Raw genomic sequence first — 21,011 nt, 5'->3', positions numbered from 1 at the left:
ACCGGAAGCCGACCTATCCTTCATCGTCATCCCGGACTTGATCCGGGATCCATTCACTCAGCGCCGGATGAGTGGATCCCGGATCAAGTCCGGGATGACGATGAAGAATAGGTCCGCCTTCAACCCGCCTGCCGTCCTTCGCACCGCCACATCTCCCATCGCCGATCTTCGTTCGTCGACGGGGGAGGGGCGTCCGTCGAATGGATCGGAAACTTAATGATCCGTTCAGGCGTCACCCACCAAATGGCGAACATTCCCATTCGGTGGGAAATGATTCGAGGTTCAGGGCAGGTGACCGGCATCGGCCGGCACGGGAAAAGCCCGGAAATTCGGGGGCTGCACAAATTGGCACGGCCTTTGCGATGCACTCGGCATCGGCACGGGGCGATGCCCGCAGCCAAAGGGAAAGACAGAATAATGGAAAACGAAACCACCAATCTCTTCCGCCGCCGCGACACCTTCTTCGGTATCTGCGAGGCCGTGGGTCAGGATTTCGGCTTCAACCCGCTGTGGCTTCGCCTCGCCTTCATCGCGCCGCTTTTCTTCCTGCCGGTGCAGACCTTCATGGCCTATTTCGCGCTCGGCGTCGTCGTGCTGCTGTCGCGGGTCCTGTTCCCGCACAAGGCGGCCGCTGCCGCTGCGCGGCCGCTGCCGGCCATCGCGGACGAAACCGCGCCCGCGACCGGCGAACTCGCCCTCGCGGCCTGACAAGCGGCGGGCCGGGCTTCTCCCCTCCCCCCGCGCGCCCATTGACCGACTGGCGCTCCCCGGCGCCTTCACCGGACCGGCAAGCTTCCCCGGGCTTGCCGGTCCTTCTGTCTTCGCTTCCGGCCGGCCCGTCTCTATCCGGCACAGCAATGCGACGAATCGAAGGCTGCTCATAAACGAGGCGTTTACGACGTTGCCTTAAGAATGGACGCTCGACATCCACGCGATGGGGGGACCAGCCCACGCAACAGGCAAGGATCTAGCGTTGAGTTCTTCAACCCAGCCCCAATCGGCCCGGCCTGCGTCGCAACCGCGCGGCGTTGCCGAACTGCTCGATAATCTGGTCGCCAGCGACGGTACGGGCGCGCATCCGCACGTCCGATCGGGGGCGCTGTCGAGCGGGCCGGAGGCGATGCGCAATCTGGCCGACGCCGTCCATTTCCTCTGCCTGCTCCACGGCCGCTATCCCGGCGTCGTCGACAGCGCGGCGCGCAAGGCGGTCGATCCCGCATCGCGCAAATGGATGGAGGAAGCGGCGCAGGCCTTTGCGCAGGAGCGCGCCTTCCTGTCGAAGATCGCCGCCGCGGTCGGCCCGGTGCCGAGCACGCAAGGCCAGGCGCAATGCGAAGCCGCCGTCGCGGCGCAGCGCCGCGCGCTCGACATGCTCGCCGAATCGGACCGCCAGGGCTGCGCGATGGGCGCCGCGATCGCGCTGACGCTCGACTGGCGCACGATCCGCGTGCTGCTCGACATCAGCGCGCAGCGGCTCGAACTCGCGGCGCCGCGCTGCACGCTGCCCGACCTGCGCGACACCGCGCGCGTCGCGGCGCAGATCGCCGACGGCCCCGCGGTCGAACGCGCGATCGTCTTTGGCGCCCAGCAACTGATCGCGCAGCACAGCGGCCTGTGGGACCTCCTCGCCGCCCGCGCCGCCAGCCGATCGCATCCCTGACGCCGCCTTCGCAGGGGGCGACGTGCATGCTTGCGCCCCTTCCCCGCCATCGCTATGCCAAATCCAATTGACGTTCACGTTAAGGGAAAGGCAGCGCACCGATGCGTTTCGAAGGAACCAGCGCCTATATCGCGACCGACGACCTGAAGGTCGCGGTCAATGCCGCGACGATGCTTCGCCGGCCGCTGCTCGTGAAGGGCGAACCGGGCACCGGCAAGACCGTGCTGGCCGAAGAGATCGCGAAGGCGTTCGACGCGCCGCTGATCACCTGGAACATCAAGTCGACGACCAAGGCGCAGCAGGGCCTGTATGAATATGACGCGGTCGCGCGCCTGCGCGACGGCCAGCTCGGCGAGGAACGCGTCCACGACATCCGCAATTACATCAAGAAGGGCAAGCTGTGGGAGGCGTTCACCAGCCCCAGGCTCCCCGTCCTGCTGATCGACGAGATCGACAAGGCCGACATCGAATTCCCGAACGACCTGCTTCAGGAACTCGATCGCATGGCGTTTCACGTTTATGAGACCGACGAGACGATCAGCGCGAAGGAGCGCCCGATCGTCGTCATCACCTCGAACAACGAAAAGGAACTGCCCGACGCCTTCCTGCGCCGCTGTTTCTTCCACTACATCAAATTCCCCGACCGCGACACGATGGCCGACATCGTCGAGGTTCATTTCCCCGGCATCCAGAAGACGCTGGTCAGCCGCGCGATGGACATCTTCTATGAGGTGCGCGACGTGCCGGGGCTCAAGAAGAAGCCGTCGACCAGCGAACTGATCGACTGGCTGAAGCTGCTGCTCGCCGAGGACATGCCGCTGGAGGTGCTCCAGAACCGCGACGTCGGCAAGGCAATCCCGCCACTCCACGGCGCGCTGCTCAAGAACGAGCAGGATGTGATGCTGTTCGAAAAGCTCGCCTTCATGGCGCGGCGTCAGGGCGCCTGAGCCTAATCCGGTAAATTTGATCGTGTGTCCCCGCGAAGGCGGGGACCCATCACCGGTCGGCACCATCTTGCTCCTACAGAAGATGGACCCCCGCCTTCGCGGGGGAGCACGACCATTATCTGCGCGCCCTAAAGCTGATACGCCACCTCGACGTCGCCCCAGCGCCGTCCGCCGATCACCGCGGGCATATAGACGTTGCGCACGGTCAGGTAATTGATCCCGTCGCCCTCCTGCCGATAGACGGTCATGAAGAAGGGCGCGCTGCTGCGCTTCGCCGCCATGTCGGTCTCGTCGAGCAGGATGCGGCCGTTGCGGCAATGCGCGGTGTCATGTTCCAGGTCGCCGGTCGGCGTGCGCGAGCAATCGGTGATGTGCGTCGGCAGGAAACCGTTCATGTCGCCCGCCGACGACATCTTGATCTCGGGATGCTCGGCGACGATCTGATCGAACAGCGGGCGCCAGTTGGCATCGGCCCAATCGCACAGGCTGGTGCGGAAGCGTTCGGGGTTCGACCCCGGCACGCGGACATAGCCGGTGTCGAACAGTTGCTCCATCGTCAGCTTGCCGTCGGCGATCGCATCCTCCGCCAGCGTCACGAAGCGGTCGCGCACGCGCGCCGCCAGTTCGACGATCGCCGAGTCCGCGGGGCTCACACCGGCCGAAATCACTGCGTTGAACATGCGGCTCGACACATGTTCCATCGTCAGGATCGACGTGCGCGTGCCGTCGAGGATCGCGCTGTTGTCGCGCACCGATCCGACCACGCGGTCCATCGCCTCGCGCACCCTGGCGCCGTTGGCGTGGACCATCGCGCTCGACTGCGCGATGCGATCGCTCTGCCCGTCGAGCAGCGCGACGAGGTGCGTCGCATCGTGCAGCGCGTCGGTGATCGTTTCGAACTGCGCCTCGGCGCGGCTCGACTGCTCGACCCCCGACTGGATTTCGGTGACGAGCCCGCTCGCTTCGGCGGCCAGGCTGCCGATCGAGCGGCGGATCTCGTCGGTCGCGCCGCGCGTATTCTGCGCCAGCTTCTTCACTTCCGACGCGACGACCGCGAAGGTGCGGCCGGCATCGCCCGCGCGCTCGGCCTCGATCGCGGCGTTGAGCGCGAGCATGTTGGTGGTCTTGGCGATCTGCTCGATCGACTGACTGACCTGCTGCACCTGCTCCATCACCGCGGCGAAATTGGTGACATGCGTGCCGAGCCGCGCGACGAGATCGATGACCGAGCGAAATTCGCTGACCGCCAGATTGACGCGCTCCGCCCCCGCGTCGAGTTGTTCGCACGCCCGCGCCGACAGCAGCTTGGCTTCGTCGGTCGAATCGGCGATCTGGCGCTGGTCGGCCTCAAGCCCGACGACATATTCCTCGAGCCGCCCGAGTTCGGCAATCTGGCGTTCCATCTGATCAGTCGCGCGCTTGATCCGCCCCGCGGCGTCGCTGCACCCGACGGCCAGCTCGCCGCAATCGCTGGCGACCGACTGGTCGAGCATCTGCGCCGCCGGATTGATCGGATCATATTTCATTGCGCTACCCACGTCTCTGAAGGATCGCAAAGCTATGCCCAACATTGGTTAATGGGGCGTCAATGGGTGCGTGGCCGAGATGCCGGTTTGGACGTGGTCAGCGGGGTTCCCCCCTTCGTCATTCCCGCGAAAGCGGGAACCCAGAGTGGGGTCAGCCGACGCACGCTCTTGGTTCCCGCTTTCGCGGGAATGACGATCAAGGATAGGTCCGTTTCCGGCCGGAAGAAATGTTCAACGCCGCTTCGGGCGTGATCGTCAGTTCTGGCCGGTCGCCCCGACCGTCGCCACCGGCTTGGGCGCGATCGCCTCCGCCGCGACGACGCGCGTCGTGTCGCCGTTCGCGATCGCCTTTTCGAGCGCCGCGACCTGCGGGCATTTATCCTTGCACAGCCGCTGCGCCTCGGCGAGCTTTTCGCGTGCCAGTTCAAGGGCGCCCTTGTCGGCGAGCGCTTCGCCCTGGCCGGTCAGCGCGGTGAGGTCATTGGGTTCGAGCAGCAGCGCCTCGCGATAGAGGGCAATCGCCTTGCCCGGCAGGCCCTGCGCCCGCGCGACCTGCGCCATCGCGATGACCGCCGAACGGTTGCGCGGGTCGGCGGCGAGCGCCGATTCATAATAATCGACCGCGCCATTCAGATTGCCCGCGCTCTGCGCCGCCTCGCCCTGCTTTTGCAAGGCGACCGAGGTCGGCGATATGTCGCTGTCGGCGCGCTGCGCATCGGAGGCGACCGGCATACTGGCGAGGATGAAGCCCGCACCCAGGGCCAGAAAACTGACGCGCATCGCATTCTCCCATGTCTTCATGCGGGGCGATGCTAACATGGCGCCGTCAGCCGTGCGAGAAAAAACCCGTCGCAGCCGTCGCGCGCGGGAGTCAGCAGAAATCCGCCGCCCGCCGCACGGCCAACGCCTTGGGGCAGGCAGGATTCGTCGGCCGTCCAGCCGGAATGCCGGTTCAGAAATTCGTCCACCTGAGCCCGCCCCTCGCGCGCGATGATCGAGCAAACGGCATAGAGGAGTTTGCCGCCCGGCGCCACCAGATCGGCGCCGATGTCGATCAGCTTCGCCTGATCGGCGAGATGGCGGTCGAGCCGCGCGGGCGTCAGGCGCCAGCGCAGTTCGGGGCTGCGCCGCCACGTCCCGCTTCCCGAACAGGGCGCATCGACGAATACGCGGTCCGCCCGGCCCCGCCAGTCGGCCAGCATCGCGCGCTCCTGCCCCGGATTGAGCAGCCGCGTTTCGATCCGCGTCGCGCCCGCGCGTTCGGCGCGCGGCGGGAGTTGCTGGAGGCGCGCGCGATTGGTGTCGCAGGCCAGGATATCGGCGTCATTGGCGGTGCATGACGCGATCGCGAGCGTCTTGCCGCCGCCGCCCGCGCAGAGATCGACGATCGCCTGCCCCGGCGCGGCGTCCAGCGCCGCGGACGCATATTGGCTCGCGGCGTCCTGCACCTCGAAAAGGCCATCGGCATAGGCGGGATGCTGGACCGCCGCGGTCTCGGGCGGCAGGCGCCAGCCATCGGGCGCACCGGCGATCGCCTCGCCGTCGGGAAACAGCGCCGCAAGCGCGTCGCGGCCGGCCCTGATGCGGTTGGCGCGCAGGTCGAGCGGGGCGCGGGCGAGCATCGCTTCGCCTTCGTCCGCATCCACCAGCGGATCGAACAGATCGACCAGCGCCTCTGCGGCAAGGCCGGTCTCGGCGCGCGCTTCGCCGGGCGCGATCGGAGCGGGGCCATAAGACGAGCCATCGAACAGCCCGATCAGCGCGGGATCGGCATCGGCGAGCGCCAGCATCGCCGCACGTCCCGACGCGGGCGCCGAGCGCACCGCGCGGATCGCGTCATAGACATGGCCGCGGATCGCGCGCCGGTCCTTCGACCCCGCATAGCGGCGCGCGCGCATCGCCTCGGCAAAGATCGCATCGGCGGGCGCCCCGCCCTCGCGCGCCGCGGCGGCGATGGCGTCGAGGATTTCGATCGCGGTCTGAAGGCGGGCGGCGGGGGTCATAAATCTATATCAAGCCGTCATTGCGAGGAGCGAAGCGATGAAGCAATCCAGAGCGGTTTACGCCACTCTGGATTGCTTCGCTGCGCTCGCAATGACGAAGCATGGGAATCACCCCACCGGATAATTCGGCGCCTCGCGGGTGATCGCGACATCGTGGACATGGCTTTCGCGCAGCCCCGCATTGGTGATGCGGACAAATTTCGCGCGCTCGCGCAGATCCTTGAGGGTGCGGCTGCCGGTATAGCCCATTGCCGCCTTCACGCCGCCGACGAGCTGGTGGATCACGTCCTTCGCGGCGCCCTTGAACGGCACCTGGCCCTCGATCCCCTCGGGAACCAGCTTCATCTGGTCCTTGATGTCCTGCTGGAAATAGCGGTCGGCGGAGCCGCGCGCCATCGCGCCGACGCTGCCCATGCCGCGATAGCTTTTGTAGGTGCGGCCCTGGAACAGGAAGGTTTCGCCCGGCGCCTCGGCGGTGCCCGCGAGCAGCGAGCCGACCATCACGCTCGATGCGCCCGCCGCCAGCGCCTTGGCGATGTCGCCCGAGGTGCGCAGGCCGCCGTCGGCGATCACCGGCACGCCCAGCTTCTCCGCCGCCTCGACGCTGTCGAGGATCGCGGTCAGCTGCGGCACGCCGACGCCCGCGACGACGCGCGTGGTGCAGATCGATCCCGGGCCGATGCCCACCTTCACCCCGTCGGCGCCGCAGCCGATCAAGGCTTTGGTCGCCTCTCCCGTGGCGACGTTGCCCGCCAGCACCTGAACCCGGTTTGAGAGCTTCTTGATCTTCTCGACCGTCGCGCCGACGCCCTTGCTGTGGCCGTGCGCGGTATCGACGACGATCAGATCGCATTCGGCATCGAGCAAGGCCTCGGCGCGCTCGATGCCGCTGTCGCCGGTGTTGGTCGCCGCGGCGACGCGCAGGCGGCCGTTCTCGTCCTTGGTCGCGTCGGGGAAGTTGACCGCCTTCTCCATGTCCTTGACGGTGATCAGGCCGATGCAGCGATAATCATCGTCGACGACGAGCAGCTTTTCGATGCGGCGCTGGTGGAGCAGCTTGCGCGCCTCGTCCTGCCCGACGCCGGGCCGAACGGTCGCGAGATTCTCGGCGGTCATCAGCTCGCGCACGGGCTGGCCGGGATTGTCGGCGAAACGCACGTCGCGGTGAGTCAGAATGCCGACGAGCTTGCCGCCGGTTTCGACGACCGGAATGCCCGAAATCTTGTGCTGCGCCATCAGCGCGGTCGCATAGGAAAGCGGCGCGTCGGGGGTGATGGTGATCGGATTGACGATCATCCCGCTCTCGAAGCGCTTGACCTGCCGCACCGCCGCCGCCTGCTCCTCGATGGTAAGGTTGCGGTGGAGGACGCCGATGCCGCCGATCTGCGCCATCAAGATCGCCATGTCGGCCTCGGTAACCGTATCCATCGCCGACGACAGGATCGGGATGTTGAGATTGATCTCGCTGGTAAGCTGCGTCGACAGATTAGCGTCGGACGGAAGGATATCCGACGCGCCGGGCACCAGCAGCACGTCGTCGAAGGTCAGGCCGGTAAAGATTTCCATGGGTGCCACTTTCTGATGCGGGCGGCGCCTGCCCGTGGGTTTCGGGCGGCACACGCGACTCGTTTGGTGGCGGCCCATGTAACCAGTCGGAGCCAAGCGCGCCAGTGGGGGAAGCACGATTATTTCATGGAGCGGGCTGGTTCGCGAGCGACGGGTTGCGAGCGATTGCGGCCGTTGGCGGAGCTTGCTCTCTCCCCTTCAGGGGAGAGATACGAAGGCTTGCCGGTTTACCGGCTAGCCGGAGTTGAGAGGGGAATGGGCGCCTCCCCCTCTCCCAACCCTCTCCCCTGAAGGGGAGAGGGCTTTATCGCCGCTTCCCACCCCAAAACCGCCATCGGGATTTTCACACCCCCAAAATCGAAAAAGCCTACCGCCCCCGATTGCGTCTCATCCCCGGCGCAGCTACGCGCTTGATCTGTGAGCGCGACACAGACCCCTTCCCCGCCTTCTTCCCTCGCTCCCTTCCGCTATCCCGCCTTCCGCGCGATCTGGATCGCCAACCTCGCCTCGAACATGGGATCGATGATCCAGTCGGTCGGCGCCGCCTGGCTGATGACCGAACTTACCGCCTCGCATCAGCTTATCGCGCTGGTGCAGGCGGGCGCGACGATCCCGATCCTGCTGCTCGGCGTCTTCGCCGGGGCCATCGCCGACAATTTCGACCGTCGCCGCGTCATGCTCGCGGCGCAGAGCGGGATGCTGATCGTCTCGGCCGCGCTGACGGTGACGACGTGGATCGGCGCGATCTCGCCCCTGCTGCTGCTCTTCTTCACCCTCGCGGTCGGCTGCGGAACCGCGCTCAACGGCCCAGCTTGGCAGGCGTCGGTGCGGCTGCAGGTCGGCCCGAAGGATCTGCCGCAGGCGATCGCGCTCAACAGCATCGCCTTCAATCTCGCGCGCAGCGTCGGCCCCGCGCTCGGCGGACTGCTCATCTCGCTCACCGGCCCCGCCCCCGCCTTTGCGATCAATTCGGTCAGCTACCTCGCGCTGATCGTCGTGCTGCTGCGCTGGCATCCCGAAGTTGCGCCGCCGCAGCGCTCGCCGATGCTCGCGGCGATTGCGACCGGCATCCGCTTCTGCGTCCAATCGAACCCGGTGCGGCGCATCCTGACCCGCGGTTTCGCCTTCGGCATCGCGGCGATCAGTTTCCAGGCCTTGCTCCCTGCGCTCGTCCGCGACCGCCTGCACGGGACCGAGACAATTTACGGCCTCTGCCTCGCCGCCTTCGGCGCCGGGTCGATCGTCGCCGCATTGCAGGTCGGTTATCTGCGCCGCCGCTGGGGCAGCGACCGGATCGTCAGCACATCGGCGCTGGTCTTCGCCGCGGCGCTCGTGCCGATGGCGCTCGTCCCGTCGCTCCCGGCGGTGATGGCGTCGACCTTCGTCGCGGGGCTCGCCTGGGTGTCGACGCTCACCACGCTCAACGTCGCGATGCAGCTTCGCTCGCCCGAGGCGATCCTCGGCCGCTGCCTGTCGATCTATCAGGCGGTGACCTTTGGCGCGATGGCGCTCGGCGCCTGGCTGTTCGGCCTGCTCGCCGACCTCTGGTCGCTGTCCAGCGCGCTGCTGGCGTCGAGCGGCTGGCTGGTGCTGACCGCGCTGATCCTGCCGTTTCTGGCGGCGATGCCGGGCCGCGACGAAGGCCGCGTCGACCGCTGAGCAAATTTTGCGCCGGCACTTAAAACCGGGCCACGCACGCCCGTTAAATGGCGCATGACCACTCACGCAACATCATCGACCGAGCCGGTAGGGCGGCTCCTGGGCTGGCTGGGGCTCCGCGCGCGAAGCGGGACCTATGAAGAAGGGAGCGAAGCCCCGCCCGGGTCGCGCAACCTTGTCCGCGAGGCGCGCGAGCAATTGCTCGGCGCGATGACGTCCTTCCTTCTGAGCCACGATCTCGACATTTCGCCTGCCAACCTGCTGATCGCGCACAGCGCCTTTTCGGGAATCAACCCGCGGCTCGCACGCCAGATCGCCGCGCGCTCGCAGACGCACGAGGGCGTCACCCAGCAATGGCTCGACGAACTGATGGAGCAGGAGCCCGTCGTCGCCGATCGCGCCGACCTCGACCGCATGGTCGCCCGGCTCGAATCGAACCTCGAAACCTTCCACACCAGCACCAGGGCGGCGCGCAGCGCGACTCGCGAATATGGATCGAAGCTGGAGGCGCATGTCAGCGACCTCGAACAGGTGCAAAAGACCGGCGAGCTTGTCTCGCACCTCGCCGATATCGCCAAGGTGATGCTCGAACGCACGCGGCACGCCGAGGACGAGATGCGCAAGAGCGAGGACGAGACCAAGGCGCTGCGCCGCAGCCTCGCCCGCGCCAAGCGCGATGCCGAGATCGACTATCTGACCGGCCTGCCCAACCGCCGCGCCTTTGAAGTACTGCTCGAACGCCATCACGAAGAAGCGCGCAGCGCGTGCGAGCCGCTGTCGGTCGCCTTCTGCGACATCGACGAGTTCAAGAAGGTCAACGACCTCCACGGGCATGAGGCGGGCGACCGCGTCATCAAGCTGATCGCCGACACGCTCGCGCGTATCTCCAACGATCATTGCCATGTCGCGCGCCACGGCGGCGAGGAATTCGTCATGCTGTTCCGCGGCCTGCCGCCGAGCGAGGCGGCGAAGCGGCTCGACGAAGCCCGCGAGGGCCTGTCCGAACGGCGGCTGATCAACCGCAAGACCGACCAGCCTTTCGGGCAGATCACCTTCTCGGGCGGGGTGGCCGACGTCTTCGGCTATGCCGAGGTGCGCGCGGCGCTGAAAGCCGCCGACGAAGCGCTCTACCGCGCCAAGGAAGGCGGGCGGAACCGGATCGAACTGGCGGTGCCGGAGGAATAGACGGCACCCAAAAACGGCGTGTTCCCCCGCGAAGGCGAGGGAACACGCTATTCTTTCTACGTCGCCCCTATCGGCTCCACCGCGCGAAGATCGCGGTCGGCAGCAGCAGCCCCCGCGCCTCTTCGCGCACCGCGAGTTCGCCGCATTCGACCTTGCCCGGCAGGTCGGCGAAAAGCTGCGCAAGCAGTTCGCCGATCGCCAGCGCAGACATGCGCACGGCATAGACGGTCAGGAACAGCGCCCGGCTGTCGGCGTCGAGCAATTGCCGGCAATCGGCGAGCAAAGGCGCGAGCCCCTCTTCGAGCTGCCACCGCTCGCCCCCCGGCCCGCGCCCGAATTTCGGCGGGTCGAGCAGGATCGCATCGTAGCGCCGCTCGCGCCGCACCTCGCGCGCGGTGAATTTCCCCGCATCGTCGACGATCCAGCGGATCGGCTTGTCGCCCATCCCTGCGAGCGCGGCATTCTCGCGTGCCTGCGCGACCGATTTCTTCGAGGCATCGACATGCGTCACCGCCGCGCCCGCCGCGGCGAGCGCCTGGCTGCCGACGCCGGTGTAACCGAAGAGGTTGAGGAAGGCGGGATCGGGCTTGCCCGCGATCTCGCCGCGCAGCCAGTCCCACACCGGCGCCATGTCGGGAAAGAAGCCCAGATGGCGGAACGGCGTGCAGCTCGCGGTGAAGCGCGTCTCGCGCCAGCCGAGCGGCCAGCCCTCGGCGGGGACGGGCTTGCTGAAATACCAGCGGCCGCCGCCATCCTCGTCCGAGGCGGGAATGAACTCGCCGTCAGCCTGTTCCCATTCGCTCGCCGGAAGCGCGGGCGCCCACATCGCCTGCGGCTCGGGACGGATGAAGCGGTAGGGGCCATAGCGTTCGAGCTTGCGTCCGCCGCCGCTGTCGACCAGCCCGTAATCGTCCCACGCCTCGCCGGCGAGCGTGACGAGAGGCTGCAAATCAGCCACGCGCCGCCTCGGCCAGGATATGCGCCTTCACCGCGTCATAATCGCCCGGCAGCGTCACATAGCGCTCCTCGCGCTCGAACAGATTGCCGAGCCGCGCGGGGAGCGGCGGGCGCACGCCGGTCGCACGCTCGACGGCGTCGCGGAACTTCGCGGGATGTGCGGTCGCAAGAGTGACGACGGGAATATCGGCGTCGATCTCCAGCGTGCGCGCGGCGGCGAGACCGACCGCGCTGTGCGGGTCGATGATCTGCCCGCCATGTTCCTGCGCCCAGCGCAGCGCGAGCGTCATCGCATCGCCGTCGATCCGCGCGCTCGTGAACAGGTCGCGCGCGCCGCGCAGCATGTCCTCGGGGATCGTCATCGCACGGTTGGCGTCGAACTCGCCCATCATCCCCGTGATCGCCGCGCCGTCGCGGCCCGACAGGTCGAACAGCAGCCGCTCGAAATTGCTGCTGACCTGAATATCCATGCTGGGGGTGGCGGTCGCGGTGACATTGCCCGCGCTATAGTCGCCCGACGACAGCGCGCGGTGGAGGATGTCGTTGACGTTGGTCGCGACCACCAGCTTTGCCACGGGCAGTCCCATGCGCGCCGCGACATAGCCCGCGAAGACGTCGCCGAAATTGCCCGTCGGCACGCTGAACGCGACCGGGCGATCGGGAGCGCCGAGACGGACGGCGGCATAGAAATAATAGACGACCTGCGCCATCAGCCGCGCCCAGTTGATGCTGTTCACCGCCGACAGGGTCAGTTGGCCGCGCGCCTCGGCATCGCCGAACAACCGCTTCACCATCGCCTGCGCGTCGTCGAAGCTGCCGTCGATCGCGATATTATGAACGTTGGGAGCGAGCACCGTCGTCATCTGGCGGCGCTGGACGTCGCTGACCCGGCCTTCGGGATGGAGCATGAAGATGCGGATATGCTCGCGCCCCGCGACCGCCTCGATCGCCGCCGAGCCGGTGTCGCCCGAAGTTGCGCCGACGATGGTGAGGTCGGTCTCGCCGCCCGCAAGGAATTTTTCGAAAAGCTGGCCGAGCAGTTGCAGCGCGACGTCCTTGAACGCCAGCGTCGGGCCGTGGAACAGTTCGAGCAGCCAGTGGCGATGGTCGAGCTGCACCAGCGGCGTCACGGCATCGTGGCTGAATCGGCCATAGGCGGCCTTGCACAGCCCGCGCAGTTCCTCTTCGCTCAATATGCCCGCGACGAAGGGCGCCATCACCCGCACCGCGGTTTCGACATAGTCCAGCCCGGCGAGCGCGCGAATCTCGTCCGCCGACATCCGCGGCCATTCGGCCGGAACATAAAGCCCGCCGTCGCCGGCAAGCCCGGCAAGCGTGGCGGCGCGGAAGTCGAGGGTCGGCGCGGAGCCGCGGGTGCTGATATAGTCCATCACGGGAATGCGCCCTAACGGCGCGCCGTCACCGCTGCAAGCGGCGGCGCACCGCGAGGGCGTAGATAATCAGCGCGATCGCGGCGAAGAAGAACCATTGGACGGCATAAGCGAGGTGATTGTTCGGCACATCGGCGCCCGACGGCACCTCGCTGGCGCGCAGCCCCGGAACCGGCGCATCGGCGACCAGCATCGCGCGCGCCGGCACCGCCTTCCCCGTCAGCCGCTGGATCAGCGTCGGCTGTTCGGGGCCGGGAACGATCGTCCCCTGCACCGTTCCGCCCTTCCAGTCGGGCGGCGTGAAATCGTCGGCGATCCCGACGTCGATCAGCACGCCCGGCCCCTCGGCACCGGTGCGGCAGTCGGCGATCATGCGGATGCCCGCTTGCCCCTTGCGGTCGGTGCCGCCGCGCGGGTCCCATTTGACCACTTCGAGGCACACGGTGCTGCTCTTGCGGAACAGAAAGGCGTCGGAGACCGGCGGCAGCTTGGGATAGGTCACGAGCGACGACATCGACCGGTTGCGCTCGTAAAGCGCGATCAGCGCTTCCTTCTCGCCCTTGCGCTGGAGCTGCCAGACGCCGAGCGCGACCATCGCGGCGGCGGCGGCGAGGACGAGGATGGTCGGGATCACCGGCCAGCAGCGCGGCGCGTCAGGGCTTTCCGTCATCGCTGAGTTTTCCTTCGGCGGCCTGCCGCTGATGCTCGCTGGCAAGCAGCGCCGCCTTGCCGACGCGCAGGCCGTAGATCACCGCAACGATCGTCAGCGGCACCCACAATATCACATGCACCCAGATCGGCGGCCGCACCGCGGCGTCGAGCAGCAACGCCAGCACGATCAGCAGCGCGCCGACGATCAGGGTCAGGAAGGCCGCGGGGCCGTCGCCGACATTGTAGCGGCTATAATCGAGCCCGCACGACGGGCAGCGCTCGCGAAAGCGGGCCGCGCCCTCGAACAGCCCCGGCGCCCCGCATTCGGGGCAGGTCGCAAAAAGGGCAGCGCGCCAGACCGGCGGCTGCCCCTTTGCTGCTGGCTTGTCGTCCGGCAACTTAGTGCGCGGCGACCGGCGCGCCCCAGCCGCCCCAGACATAGACGATGATGAAGAGGAACAGCCACACCACGTCGACGAAGTGCCAGTACCAGGCGGCCGCCTCGAAACCGAAATGCTGCTGCGGGGTGAAGTGGCCCTTGTAGGTGCGGACGAGGCAGACGATCAGGAAGATCGTGCCGACGAGCACGTGGAAACCGTGGAAGCCGGTCGCCATGAAGAAGGCCGAGGTATAGTTGATCGTGCCGAAGGGGAACGGCGCCTCGGCATATTCATAAGCCTGGATGCAGCTGAAGGTCACGCCGAGGATGATCGTCAGCCACAGCCCCTTCTTGAGCCCCTCGCGGTCGCCATGGATCAGCGAGTGATGCGCCCAGGTGATCGTCGTGCCCGAGCAGAGCAGGATCAGCGTGTTGAGCAAAGGCAGCGAGAAGGCGTCGATGACATGGATGCCCTTCGGCGGCCAGACGGTGATCGCGGAGGCGCCGTCCTGCCCGAACAGCGAGGTCACCGCGCCGTCGACGATCTCGACCGGCACCGGGAAGAGCGAGAAGTCGAACCACGCCCAGAACCAGCCGACGAAGAACATCACTTCGGACGCGATGAACAGGATCATGCCGTAGCGCATGTGAAGCTGGACGACCGGGGTATGGTCGCCCGCGTGCGCCTCCTCGATAACCTTGCCCCACCAACTGAAGAAGGTCGCGATCACGCCCAGAACCCCAAGGCCGAACACCGCCTTGCCCGCCGTGGCGCCGAAATAATCGGCGTGCATCCACATCACCCCGCCGAAGAACATGACGAGCGCCGCGATCGAGCCGATCATCGGCCAGACGCTGGGGTTTACGAGGTGATAGTCATGATGTTTGGCACCAGCCATGTCGCAGTTCCCGTTTTTTGCCCCAGCCCGGTGATTCCCCATCACCCGCCGGTCCTGGATTAAGACTCTTCGATCGCGGCCTTAGCTCGCCTTTTTGTCCCCGTCTACAGGGTGGAAGGTGTAGCTGAGGGTGATCTCTTCGATGTCGCGCGCGTCGGGGTCGTCCTTGATCTTGGGATCGACGAAGAACAGCACGGGCATCCGAATCTGCTCCCCCGCCTTCAGCGTCTGCTGGGTGAAGCAGAAGCACTGGATCTTGGTGAAATATTTGCCCGCGGCATCGGGGGTGACGTTGAAGCTCGCGGTGCCCGTCACATCGTGCGGCGATTCATTCTGGGCGATGAAGATCGCCATGTCGCGCGCGCCGATGCTGACCGTGTCGGTCGGATGCTCGGGATAGAATTTCCACGGCAGTCCCGGCGCGACATTGGAGTCGAAGCGCACCGAGATGGTGTCGCTGAGGACCTTGGGCGTTTCGGCGGCCGCGACGGGATCATAGCGCTGCGTCGTGCCGCCGAAGCCGGTGACGCGGCAGAAGAGATTGTAAAGCGGCACCGCCGCGAAACCGAGCCCGACCATCGCCACCGCGAGCAGCGCGGCGAGCGAAGCGGTCTTCGCGTTCTTCGACATCGCGGTCATGAATGCGGCACCATCCGCGCCATGGTGATGAAGAAGAACAGCAGCGCGAGCGCCCCCAATATCCAGCCCATCAGGTTCGCCCGGCTGCGCTGGCGGCGGCGATATTCGGCCTCGTCAAAGGGCTTTTGCGGATTTTCGTCGGTCATAGCGGCCACCAATGATCGGCGACGACCGCGCCGAACAGGATGAAGAGATAGGCGATCGAGTAAGCGAAGAGCCGCTTTTCGGGCTGCATCCGGTCGTCCTCGCCCGTCCGGCGCGTGCCGACCTGGATCGAGAGCAGCACGAACAGCGCCGACAGCAGCACGGCGGTCCAGCCATAGAGCGCGCCGGTGTAGCCGAGCGGCCACGGCGCGATCGCCGCCGCCGCCATGATCAGCGCATAGAAGAGAATCTGGCGCCGGGTCGAGCTTTCGCCCGCGACGACCGGCATCATCGGAATGCCCGCGGCGGCATAGTCGGAGCGCACGAACAGTGCGAGCGCCCAGAAATGCGGCGGCGTCCACAGGAAGATGAGCAGGAACAGCAGCACCGGGAGCGGCGCGACACCGCCGGTCGCGGCGACCCAGCCGATCAGCGGCGGAAAGGCCCCCGCCGCGCCGCCGATCACGATATTCTGCGGCGTCCGCGGCTTCAGCCACATCGTATAGACGAAGACATAGAAGAGAATCGAGACGGTCAGCAGAACCGCCGCCTGCCAATTGGCGGCGAACAGCATCAGGAAGACCGAGAAGGCGGCGAGGCCGACCCCGAAATGGAGCGCGGTCTGCGGGTCGAGGCGCCCAGCGGGAAGCGGCCGCCCGGCGGTGCGCTTCATCTTCGCGTCGAGCCCCGCCTCATACCATTGGTTGAGCGCACCCGACGCCCCCGCCCCCAGCGCGATCGCGAGGATCGAGGAGAAAGCAAGCACCGGATGGACGCTGCCCGGCGCCGCGAGCAGGCCGCAAAGCGCCGTGAACACGACGAGCGACATCACGCGCGGCTTGGTCAGCGCGAACAGGTCGCGCCAATCGGCAGGCAGCGACATTTCGCCATGGGTCAGGCTCTGCGCCATCTCAACTCCGGCCTTCAGGGAAACGCCCCCCGCCGACATCCGGCAGGGGGCGGAACCGTTCAGGCGATAGACGTCACGCGATCCGGGGCAGTTCGTTGAACTGGTGGAACGGCGGCGGGCTCGACAGCGTCCATTCGAGCGTCGTCGCACCCTCGCCCCACGGATTGTCGGCGGCCTTCCTGCCCGCGAACAGCGAATAAACGAGGTTCACGAAGAAGAAGATCATCCCGACCGCCATGATCGCATAACCGACCGACGAGATATAATGCCAGTAGGCGAAGCCTTCGGCATAGTCGGGATAGCGGCGCGGCATCCCCTGCTGGCCCAGGAAATGCTGGGGGAAGAACAGGACGTTCACGCCGATGAAGAAGACCCAGAAGTGCAACTGGCCCAGCGCCTCGTTGTACATCCGGCCCGACATCTTCGGGAACCAGTAATAGAAACCGGCGAAGAGCGAGAAGACCGCGCCCAGCGACAGCACATAGTGGAAGTGCGCGACGACATAATAAGTGTCGTGCAGGTTGGTATCGACGCCGCCGTTGGCGAGCACGACGCCGGTCACGCCGCCGACGGTGAACATGAAGATGAAGCCCAGCGCCCACAGCATCGGCGTCTTGAAGCTCAGCGAACCGCCCCACATGGTGGCGATCCAGCTGAAAATCTTGATGCCGGTCGGGACCGCGATGACCATCGTCGCCGCGGTGAAATACATCTTGAGGTTCACGTTCATGCCGACGGTGAACATGTGGTGCGCCCACACGATGAAGCCGACGACGCCGATCGCGACCATCGCATAGGCCATGCCGAGATAGCCGAACACCGGCTTCTTGCTGAAGGTCGAAATGACCTGGCTGACGATGCCGAAGCCCGGCAGGATCATGATGTAGACTTCGGGGTGACCGAAGAACCAGAAGAGATGCTGATAGAGCACCGGATCGCCGCCGCCCGTCGCATCATAGAAAGTGGTGCCGAAGTTGCGGTCGGTCAGCAGCATGGTGATCGCCGCGGCAAGGACCGGCAGCGACAGCAGCAGCAGGAAGGCGGTGACCAGCACCGACCACACGAACAGCGGCATCTTGTGCAGGGTCATGCCCGGCGCGCGCATGTTGAAGATGGTAGTGATGAAGTTGATCGCGCCAAGGATCGACGCCGCGCCCGCAAGGTGGACCGAGAAGATCGCCATGTCGACCGCGGGGCCGACCGAACCGCTGGTCGACAGCGGCGCGTAGAGCGTCCAGCCGGTGCCGGCGCCGAGGCCGCTGCCGCCGGGGAAGAACATCGAGGCGACGAGCATGACGAACGCCACGGTGGTCAGCCAGTAGCTGACGTTGTTCATCCGCGGGAACGCCATGTCGGGCGCGCCGATCATCAGCGGCACGAACCAGTTGCCGAAGCCGCCGATCATCGCCGGCATGACCATGAAGAAGATCATGATCAGGCCGTGCGCGGTGATCATCACGTTCCAGAAATGCTTCGCCTGCACCTCGGTCGCGGCGGGGTCGAAGAATTGCGCCCAGCCATGAAGATACTGGATGCCCGGTTCGGCAAGCTCGAGGCGCATCATGCCCGACAGCACGCCGCCGACGATGCCGGCGATGATCGCGAAGATCAGGTAGAGCGTGCCGATGTCCTTGTGGTTCGTGGACATGAACCAGCGGACGAAGAAGCCCGGCGTGCCGTGGTCGTGGTCATGATCATGCGCATGATCGTGGCCGTGGGATGGTGCAGTCGCTGCGATATCGGTCATCTGTCGGACCCCTTGGATTAATTCTTGGCGGCAGGCGCGGCGGCGGGAGCCGCAGCCGGCGCTGCTTCGGGTGCGGTGGCGGCAGGCGCGGGAGCCGGCGCGGCGGTCGTGGTCGCAGGGACCGGACCGGCGGGCGCGGGCGCGGCCGGAGCCGCGGCGGCGGGCGCCGGACCGTCGGGATTGCCGCCCTTCGAGCGGACCCAGGCCTTCCACTTGTCGACCGGCAGGACCTCGACCGCGATCGGCATATAGCCGTGATCGACGCCGCAAAGCTCCGAGCACTGGCCGTAATAGACGCCGACCTTGGTCGCGGTGAACGTCGTTTCGTTGGCGCGGCCGGGGACCGCGTCCATCTTGGTCCAGAAGGCGGGGACCGCGAAGCTGTGGATCACGTCGGAACCGGTGATGATCAGCTTCACCTGGCGGCCGACGGGAACGACCATGCGGTTGTCGACGGCGAGATGATAGGGCTCGCCGCGCGCCTTCGCCTGATCCTCGGGCAGGATCTTCGAGACATATTCGGCGATGCCCTGATCGGGGTAGGCATAGCCCCAATACCATTGATAGCCGGTGACCTTGATCGTCAGCGCATCCTTTTTCGGCGGCTCATATTGCGCCGCGAGCAGGCGGATCGACGGCACCGCGATCACCGCGAGGATGAGGACCGGGATCGCGGTCCAGATCACTTCGATGAACGTGTTATGCGTCGTCTTCGACGGCACCGGGTTCGCGCCAGCACGGTAGCGCGCGATCACCCAGAGCAGCAGGCCGAGCACGAACAGCGTGATGACCGTGATGACGGGCAGCAGGATATAGTGATTGAACGTATAGGCCTGCTGACCGATCGGGGTGACCTGCGGCTGGAAATTGATGTCGCCATCGACCGGCTGGCCGATCCCGGCGGTGGGCTTCATGGGCACATAGGTCGCATCGCCGGCGGGCGCGGCCGCCTTGGCGGCGTCGGCCGGTGCGGGCGCCGCGGTGGCCGCCGCCGCATCGGGTGCTGCCGGAGCCGGAGTCGCCGTCGTCGTGGCCACCGGCGCCGCGGCGGGTGCTGCCGCCGGCGCCTGTGCCTGCGCGGCGCCCACCGCGCCGAGCGACAAAGCCGCTGCGATTACAAGGGTTTTCAAGCTCTTCATAAGGATAGTGCCGCCCGTTGCCTGTTGTTCTTATCGATGCCCCAACCCCTTTGCACGGACACCGGACATGCGTCGCGGCAGCCGTCCCCAAGGCTGAATCTCGCGGGCGCTATAGACCCGCTTGCCGCTTGCCTCAAGCATCTCTAACACTATTTTCCGGCTGGCAAATCTTCGCCACCGAAACCCGCCCCTCGAAAGCGGGTCAACAGGAACAAAAGACCCTTCTCCCATGACCGACGATGAAATCCTGGCCGAGTTCCGCGCCGCCGACGCGCTGTTGCAGGGGCATTTCCTGCTCTCTTCGGGCCGCCACAGCGAATATTATCTGCAATGCGCGCGCGTCCTGATGGACACCGAGCGCGCCGGGCGCCTCGCCGTCGCGCTCGCCGCCAAGCTGCCGCGCGATCTGCGGCAGGCGATCGATCTGGTCGTCTCGCCCGCGATGGGCGGCGTGATCATCGGGCATGAGATGGGCCGCGCGCTCGGCAAGCCGGCGATCTTCGTCGAACGCCCGACGGGCATTTTCGAGCTGCGGCGCGGTTTCGCGATCCCCGCCGGCGCCAAAGTGCTGATGGTCGAGGACGTCGTCACCACCGGCCTCTCCTCGCGCGAAGCGATGGAAGCGGTGCGCGCCGCGGGCGGCGAAGTTCTCGCCGAGGCTGCGCTGGTCGACCGCTCGGCCGGGAGCAACATCGACCTCGGCGTTCCCTTCTATCCGCTCGTCGCAATCAATTTCCCGACCTATGCGGCGGACGAACTGCCGCCCGAGCTCGCGGGAACGCAGGCGGTCAAGCCGGGGAGCCGCGCGAATTGAGCGCCCGCCTGCGCCTCGGCGTCAACATCGACCATGTCGCGACGATCCGCAACGCGCGCGGCGGCGACCATCCCGACCCGGTGCGCGCGGCGGAGATCGTCGCGGCGGTCGGCGGCGACGGCATCACCGCGCATCTGCGCGAAGACCGGCGCCACATCCGCGACGACGACCTCGCGCGCATCCAGGCCGCGACCAGCCTGCCGCTGAATCTGGAAATGGCGGCGACCGACGAGATGGTCGCGATCGCGCTCCGCCACGCGCCGCACGCCGCCTGCATCGTCCCCGAAAAGCGCGAGGAGCGCACGACCGAGGGCGGGCTCGACGCGGCGGGGCAGCATAACCACCTCGCGCCGATCGTATCGCGGCTGAACGACGCGGGCATCCGCGTCAGCCTGTTCATCGAACCCGACGCGCGCCAGATCGAAGCGGCGATGCGCCTCAAGGCGCCGGTCGTCGAATTCCACACCGGCCGCTATGCCCATGCCGAGGGCGAGGATCGCGCCGCCGAACTCCGCCGCCTCGCCGACGCCGCGGCGCTGGCGTGGAAGAACGGCATCGAGCCGCACGCGGGTCACGGCCTGACTTACGAGAATGTCGTCCCCGTCGCCGCGATCCCACAGCTCGCCGAACTCAACATCGGCCATTATCTGATCGGCGAGGCGATCTTCACCGGCCTCGAAACCGCGGTGCGCCGGATGCGCGAGTTGATGGACGAGGCGCGGGGATAGAATGAGAATTATCGTCATTGCGAGCGAAGCGAAGCAATCCAGGGCGGTTTACGCGCGCTCTGGATTG

At 66.7% G+C, this 21,011-nt stretch carries 22 protein-coding genes; 8 read left to right on the top strand and 14 right to left on the bottom strand.

Annotation, left to right across the window (positions count from 1 at the left end; all coding sequences use genetic code 11):
• The 4 genes from OJI97_RS18955 to OJI97_RS18940 form a co-directional block, all read left to right on the top strand.
• Nucleotides 1-217, top strand: a 217-nt coding sequence (locus OJI97_RS18955) for a hypothetical protein (protein ID WP_297666104.1), incomplete at its 5' end; no start/stop codon positions are given.
• A 200-nt stretch (nt 218-417) separates the two neighbouring features.
• On the top strand, nt 418-708 hold the full coding sequence (locus OJI97_RS18950; RefSeq protein ID WP_297666102.1) for a PspC domain-containing protein: 291 nt from the start codon (nt 418-420) through the stop codon (nt 706-708).
• Nucleotides 709-973: 265 nt separating this feature from the next.
• Nucleotides 974-1,660 carry a hypothetical protein gene (locus tag OJI97_RS18945; protein ID WP_297666100.1) on the top strand — a complete coding sequence of 229 codons (687 nt, stop codon included), beginning with the start codon at nt 974-976 and terminating at the stop codon, nt 1,658-1,660.
• Between the two features lie 101 nt (nt 1,661-1,761).
• Nucleotides 1,762-2,607, top strand: a complete 846-nt coding sequence (locus OJI97_RS18940) for a MoxR family ATPase (RefSeq protein ID WP_297666099.1) — start codon at nt 1,762-1,764, stop codon at nt 2,605-2,607.
• A 128-nt stretch (nt 2,608-2,735) separates the two neighbouring features.
• On the opposite strand, the gene OJI97_RS18935 is transcribed toward OJI97_RS18940, so the two are convergent.
• The 4 genes from OJI97_RS18935 to guaB form a co-directional block, all read right to left on the bottom strand.
• The gene (locus tag OJI97_RS18935) at nt 2,736-4,133 is read right to left on the bottom strand and encodes a methyl-accepting chemotaxis protein (protein WP_297666097.1); all 1,398 of its coding nucleotides are present in this window, start codon (nt 4,131-4,133) and stop codon (nt 2,736-2,738) included.
• 255 nt (nt 4,134-4,388) lie between these two features.
• Nucleotides 4,389-4,913, bottom strand: a complete 525-nt coding sequence (locus OJI97_RS18930) for a tetratricopeptide repeat protein (RefSeq protein ID WP_297666096.1) — start codon at nt 4,911-4,913, stop codon at nt 4,389-4,391.
• Nucleotides 4,914-4,945: 32 nt separating this feature from the next.
• Nucleotides 4,946-6,136 (bottom strand): RsmB/NOP family class I SAM-dependent RNA methyltransferase, encoded by a 1,191-nt coding sequence (locus OJI97_RS18925; RefSeq protein WP_297666095.1) that lies wholly within the window; start codon nt 6,134-6,136, stop codon nt 4,946-4,948.
• A 108-nt stretch (nt 6,137-6,244) separates the two neighbouring features.
• Nucleotides 6,245-7,702 (bottom strand): IMP dehydrogenase, encoded by a 1,458-nt coding sequence (gene guaB / locus OJI97_RS18920; protein ID WP_297666093.1) that lies wholly within the window; start codon nt 7,700-7,702, stop codon nt 6,245-6,247.
• A 417-nt stretch (nt 7,703-8,119) separates the two neighbouring features.
• On the opposite strand from guaB, the gene OJI97_RS18915 reads away from it, so the two are divergent.
• Nucleotides 8,120-9,361, top strand: coding sequence for an MFS transporter (locus tag OJI97_RS18915; protein ID WP_297666091.1), 1,242 nt, complete (start codon nt 8,120-8,122; stop codon nt 9,359-9,361).
• A gap of 54 nt (nt 9,362-9,415) precedes the next feature.
• Nucleotides 9,416-10,546: a diguanylate cyclase gene (locus OJI97_RS18910; RefSeq protein WP_297666089.1), complete on the top strand. Its 1,131-nt coding sequence runs from the start codon at nt 9,416-9,418 to the stop codon at nt 10,544-10,546.
• Between the two features lie 67 nt (nt 10,547-10,613).
• Here the strand turns inward: OJI97_RS18910 and OJI97_RS18905 are convergent, their stop codons facing one another.
• The 10 genes from OJI97_RS18905 to coxB all read right to left on the bottom strand — a co-directional run bounded on the left by OJI97_RS18905 (nt 10,614) and on the right by coxB (nt 19,402).
• Entirely contained in the window at nt 10,614-11,504 is an 891-nt protein-coding gene (locus tag OJI97_RS18905) for a class I SAM-dependent methyltransferase (protein ID WP_297666087.1), read from the bottom strand.
• Nucleotides 11,497-12,894, bottom strand: coding sequence for a threonine synthase (thrC, locus tag OJI97_RS18900; RefSeq protein WP_297666106.1), 1,398 nt, complete (start codon nt 12,892-12,894; stop codon nt 11,497-11,499). Before thrC ends, OJI97_RS18905 begins: the two co-directional genes overlap by 8 nt.
• A 28-nt stretch (nt 12,895-12,922) precedes the next feature.
• The gene (locus OJI97_RS18895) at nt 12,923-13,564 is read right to left on the bottom strand and encodes an SURF1 family protein (RefSeq protein WP_297666086.1); all 642 of its coding nucleotides are present in this window, start codon (nt 13,562-13,564) and stop codon (nt 12,923-12,925) included.
• Nucleotides 13,548-13,943 (bottom strand): DUF983 domain-containing protein, encoded by a 396-nt coding sequence (locus OJI97_RS18890; protein WP_297666084.1) that lies wholly within the window; start codon nt 13,941-13,943, stop codon nt 13,548-13,550. The genes OJI97_RS18895 and OJI97_RS18890 overlap by 17 nt, the downstream gene beginning before the upstream one ends.
• A gap of 1 nt (nt 13,944) precedes the next feature.
• On the bottom strand, nt 13,945-14,823 hold the full coding sequence (locus OJI97_RS18885) for a cytochrome c oxidase subunit 3 (RefSeq protein ID WP_297666082.1): 879 nt from the start codon (nt 14,821-14,823) through the stop codon (nt 13,945-13,947).
• Nucleotides 14,824-14,904: 81 nt separating this feature from the next.
• Nucleotides 14,905-15,462 (bottom strand): cytochrome c oxidase assembly protein, encoded by a 558-nt coding sequence (locus tag OJI97_RS18880; protein ID WP_297666080.1) that lies wholly within the window; start codon nt 15,460-15,462, stop codon nt 14,905-14,907.
• Entirely contained in the window at nt 15,459-15,608 is a 150-nt protein-coding gene (locus tag OJI97_RS18875; protein WP_297666078.1) for a hypothetical protein, read from the bottom strand. Before OJI97_RS18875 ends, OJI97_RS18880 begins: the two co-directional genes overlap by 4 nt.
• Nucleotides 15,605-16,516, bottom strand: a complete 912-nt coding sequence (locus tag OJI97_RS18870) for a heme o synthase (protein ID WP_297666077.1) — start codon at nt 16,514-16,516, stop codon at nt 15,605-15,607. Before OJI97_RS18870 ends, OJI97_RS18875 begins: the two co-directional genes overlap by 4 nt.
• Nucleotides 16,517-16,589: 73 nt before the next feature.
• The gene (ctaD, locus tag OJI97_RS18865; protein WP_297666076.1) at nt 16,590-18,263 is read right to left on the bottom strand and encodes a cytochrome c oxidase subunit I; all 1,674 of its coding nucleotides are present in this window, start codon (nt 18,261-18,263) and stop codon (nt 16,590-16,592) included.
• 17 nt (nt 18,264-18,280) lie between these two features.
• Complete coding sequence (coxB, locus tag OJI97_RS18860; RefSeq protein WP_297666075.1) at nt 18,281-19,402, bottom strand: cytochrome c oxidase subunit II; 1,122 nt, start codon at nt 19,400-19,402, stop codon at nt 18,281-18,283.
• A gap of 229 nt (nt 19,403-19,631) precedes the next feature.
• Here coxB and pyrE point away from each other — a divergent pair, with 229 nt between their 5' ends.
• The gene (gene pyrE, locus OJI97_RS18855; protein ID WP_297666073.1) at nt 19,632-20,216 is read left to right on the top strand and encodes an orotate phosphoribosyltransferase; all 585 of its coding nucleotides are present in this window, start codon (nt 19,632-19,634) and stop codon (nt 20,214-20,216) included.
• Nucleotides 20,213-20,944 carry a pyridoxine 5'-phosphate synthase gene (locus tag OJI97_RS18850; protein WP_297666072.1) on the top strand — a complete coding sequence of 244 codons (732 nt, stop codon included), beginning with the start codon at nt 20,213-20,215 and terminating at the stop codon, nt 20,942-20,944. Before pyrE ends, OJI97_RS18850 begins: the two co-directional genes overlap by 4 nt.
• Nucleotides 20,945-21,011 lie beyond the last annotated feature (67 nt).

This window comes from Sphingopyxis sp., assembly GCF_025869345.1.
In the GTDB taxonomy this organism is placed as follows: Bacteria; Pseudomonadota; Alphaproteobacteria; order Sphingomonadales; family Sphingomonadaceae; genus Sphingopyxis.
Note: the sequence above shows the minus strand (reverse complement) of the source record. Positions and strands in the feature narration are given on the sequence as shown.

Excerpts from the sequence above, each read along its gene's own strand:
- OJI97_RS18950 (WP_297666102.1), top strand. The coding sequence starts at position 418 with ATGGAAAACGAAACCACCAATCTCTTCCGCCGCCGCGACACCTTCTTC.
- OJI97_RS18940 (WP_297666099.1), top strand. The coding sequence starts at position 1,762 with ATGCGTTTCGAAGGAACCAGCGCCTATATCGCGACCGACGACCTGAAG.
- OJI97_RS18935 (WP_297666097.1), bottom strand. The coding sequence starts at position 4,133 with ATGAAATATGATCCGATCAATCCGGCGGCGCAGATGCTCGACCAGTCG.
- OJI97_RS18930 (WP_297666096.1), bottom strand. The coding sequence starts at position 4,913 with ATGCGCGTCAGTTTTCTGGCCCTGGGTGCGGGCTTCATCCTCGCCAGT.
- OJI97_RS18925 (WP_297666095.1), bottom strand. The coding sequence starts at position 6,136 with ATGACCCCCGCCGCCCGCCTTCAGACCGCGATCGAAATCCTCGACGCC.
- guaB (WP_297666093.1), bottom strand. The coding sequence starts at position 7,702 with ATGGAAATCTTTACCGGCCTGACCTTCGACGACGTGCTGCTGGTGCCC.
- OJI97_RS18910 (WP_297666089.1), top strand. The coding sequence starts at position 9,416 with ATGACCACTCACGCAACATCATCGACCGAGCCGGTAGGGCGGCTCCTG.
- thrC (WP_297666106.1), bottom strand. The coding sequence starts at position 12,894 with ATGGACTATATCAGCACCCGCGGCTCCGCGCCGACCCTCGACTTCCGC.
- OJI97_RS18895 (WP_297666086.1), bottom strand. The coding sequence starts at position 13,564 with ATGACGGAAAGCCCTGACGCGCCGCGCTGCTGGCCGGTGATCCCGACC.
- OJI97_RS18885 (WP_297666082.1), bottom strand. The coding sequence starts at position 14,823 with ATGGCTGGTGCCAAACATCATGACTATCACCTCGTAAACCCCAGCGTC.
- OJI97_RS18880 (WP_297666080.1), bottom strand. The coding sequence starts at position 15,462 with ATGACCGCGATGTCGAAGAACGCGAAGACCGCTTCGCTCGCCGCGCTG.
- OJI97_RS18875 (WP_297666078.1), bottom strand. The coding sequence starts at position 15,608 with ATGACCGACGAAAATCCGCAAAAGCCCTTTGACGAGGCCGAATATCGC.
- OJI97_RS18870 (WP_297666077.1), bottom strand. The coding sequence starts at position 16,516 with ATGGCGCAGAGCCTGACCCATGGCGAAATGTCGCTGCCTGCCGATTGG.
- ctaD (WP_297666076.1), bottom strand. The coding sequence starts at position 18,263 with ATGACCGATATCGCAGCGACTGCACCATCCCACGGCCACGATCATGCG.
- coxB (WP_297666075.1), bottom strand. The coding sequence starts at position 19,402 with ATGAAGAGCTTGAAAACCCTTGTAATCGCAGCGGCTTTGTCGCTCGGC.
- pyrE (WP_297666073.1), top strand. The coding sequence starts at position 19,632 with ATGACCGACGATGAAATCCTGGCCGAGTTCCGCGCCGCCGACGCGCTG.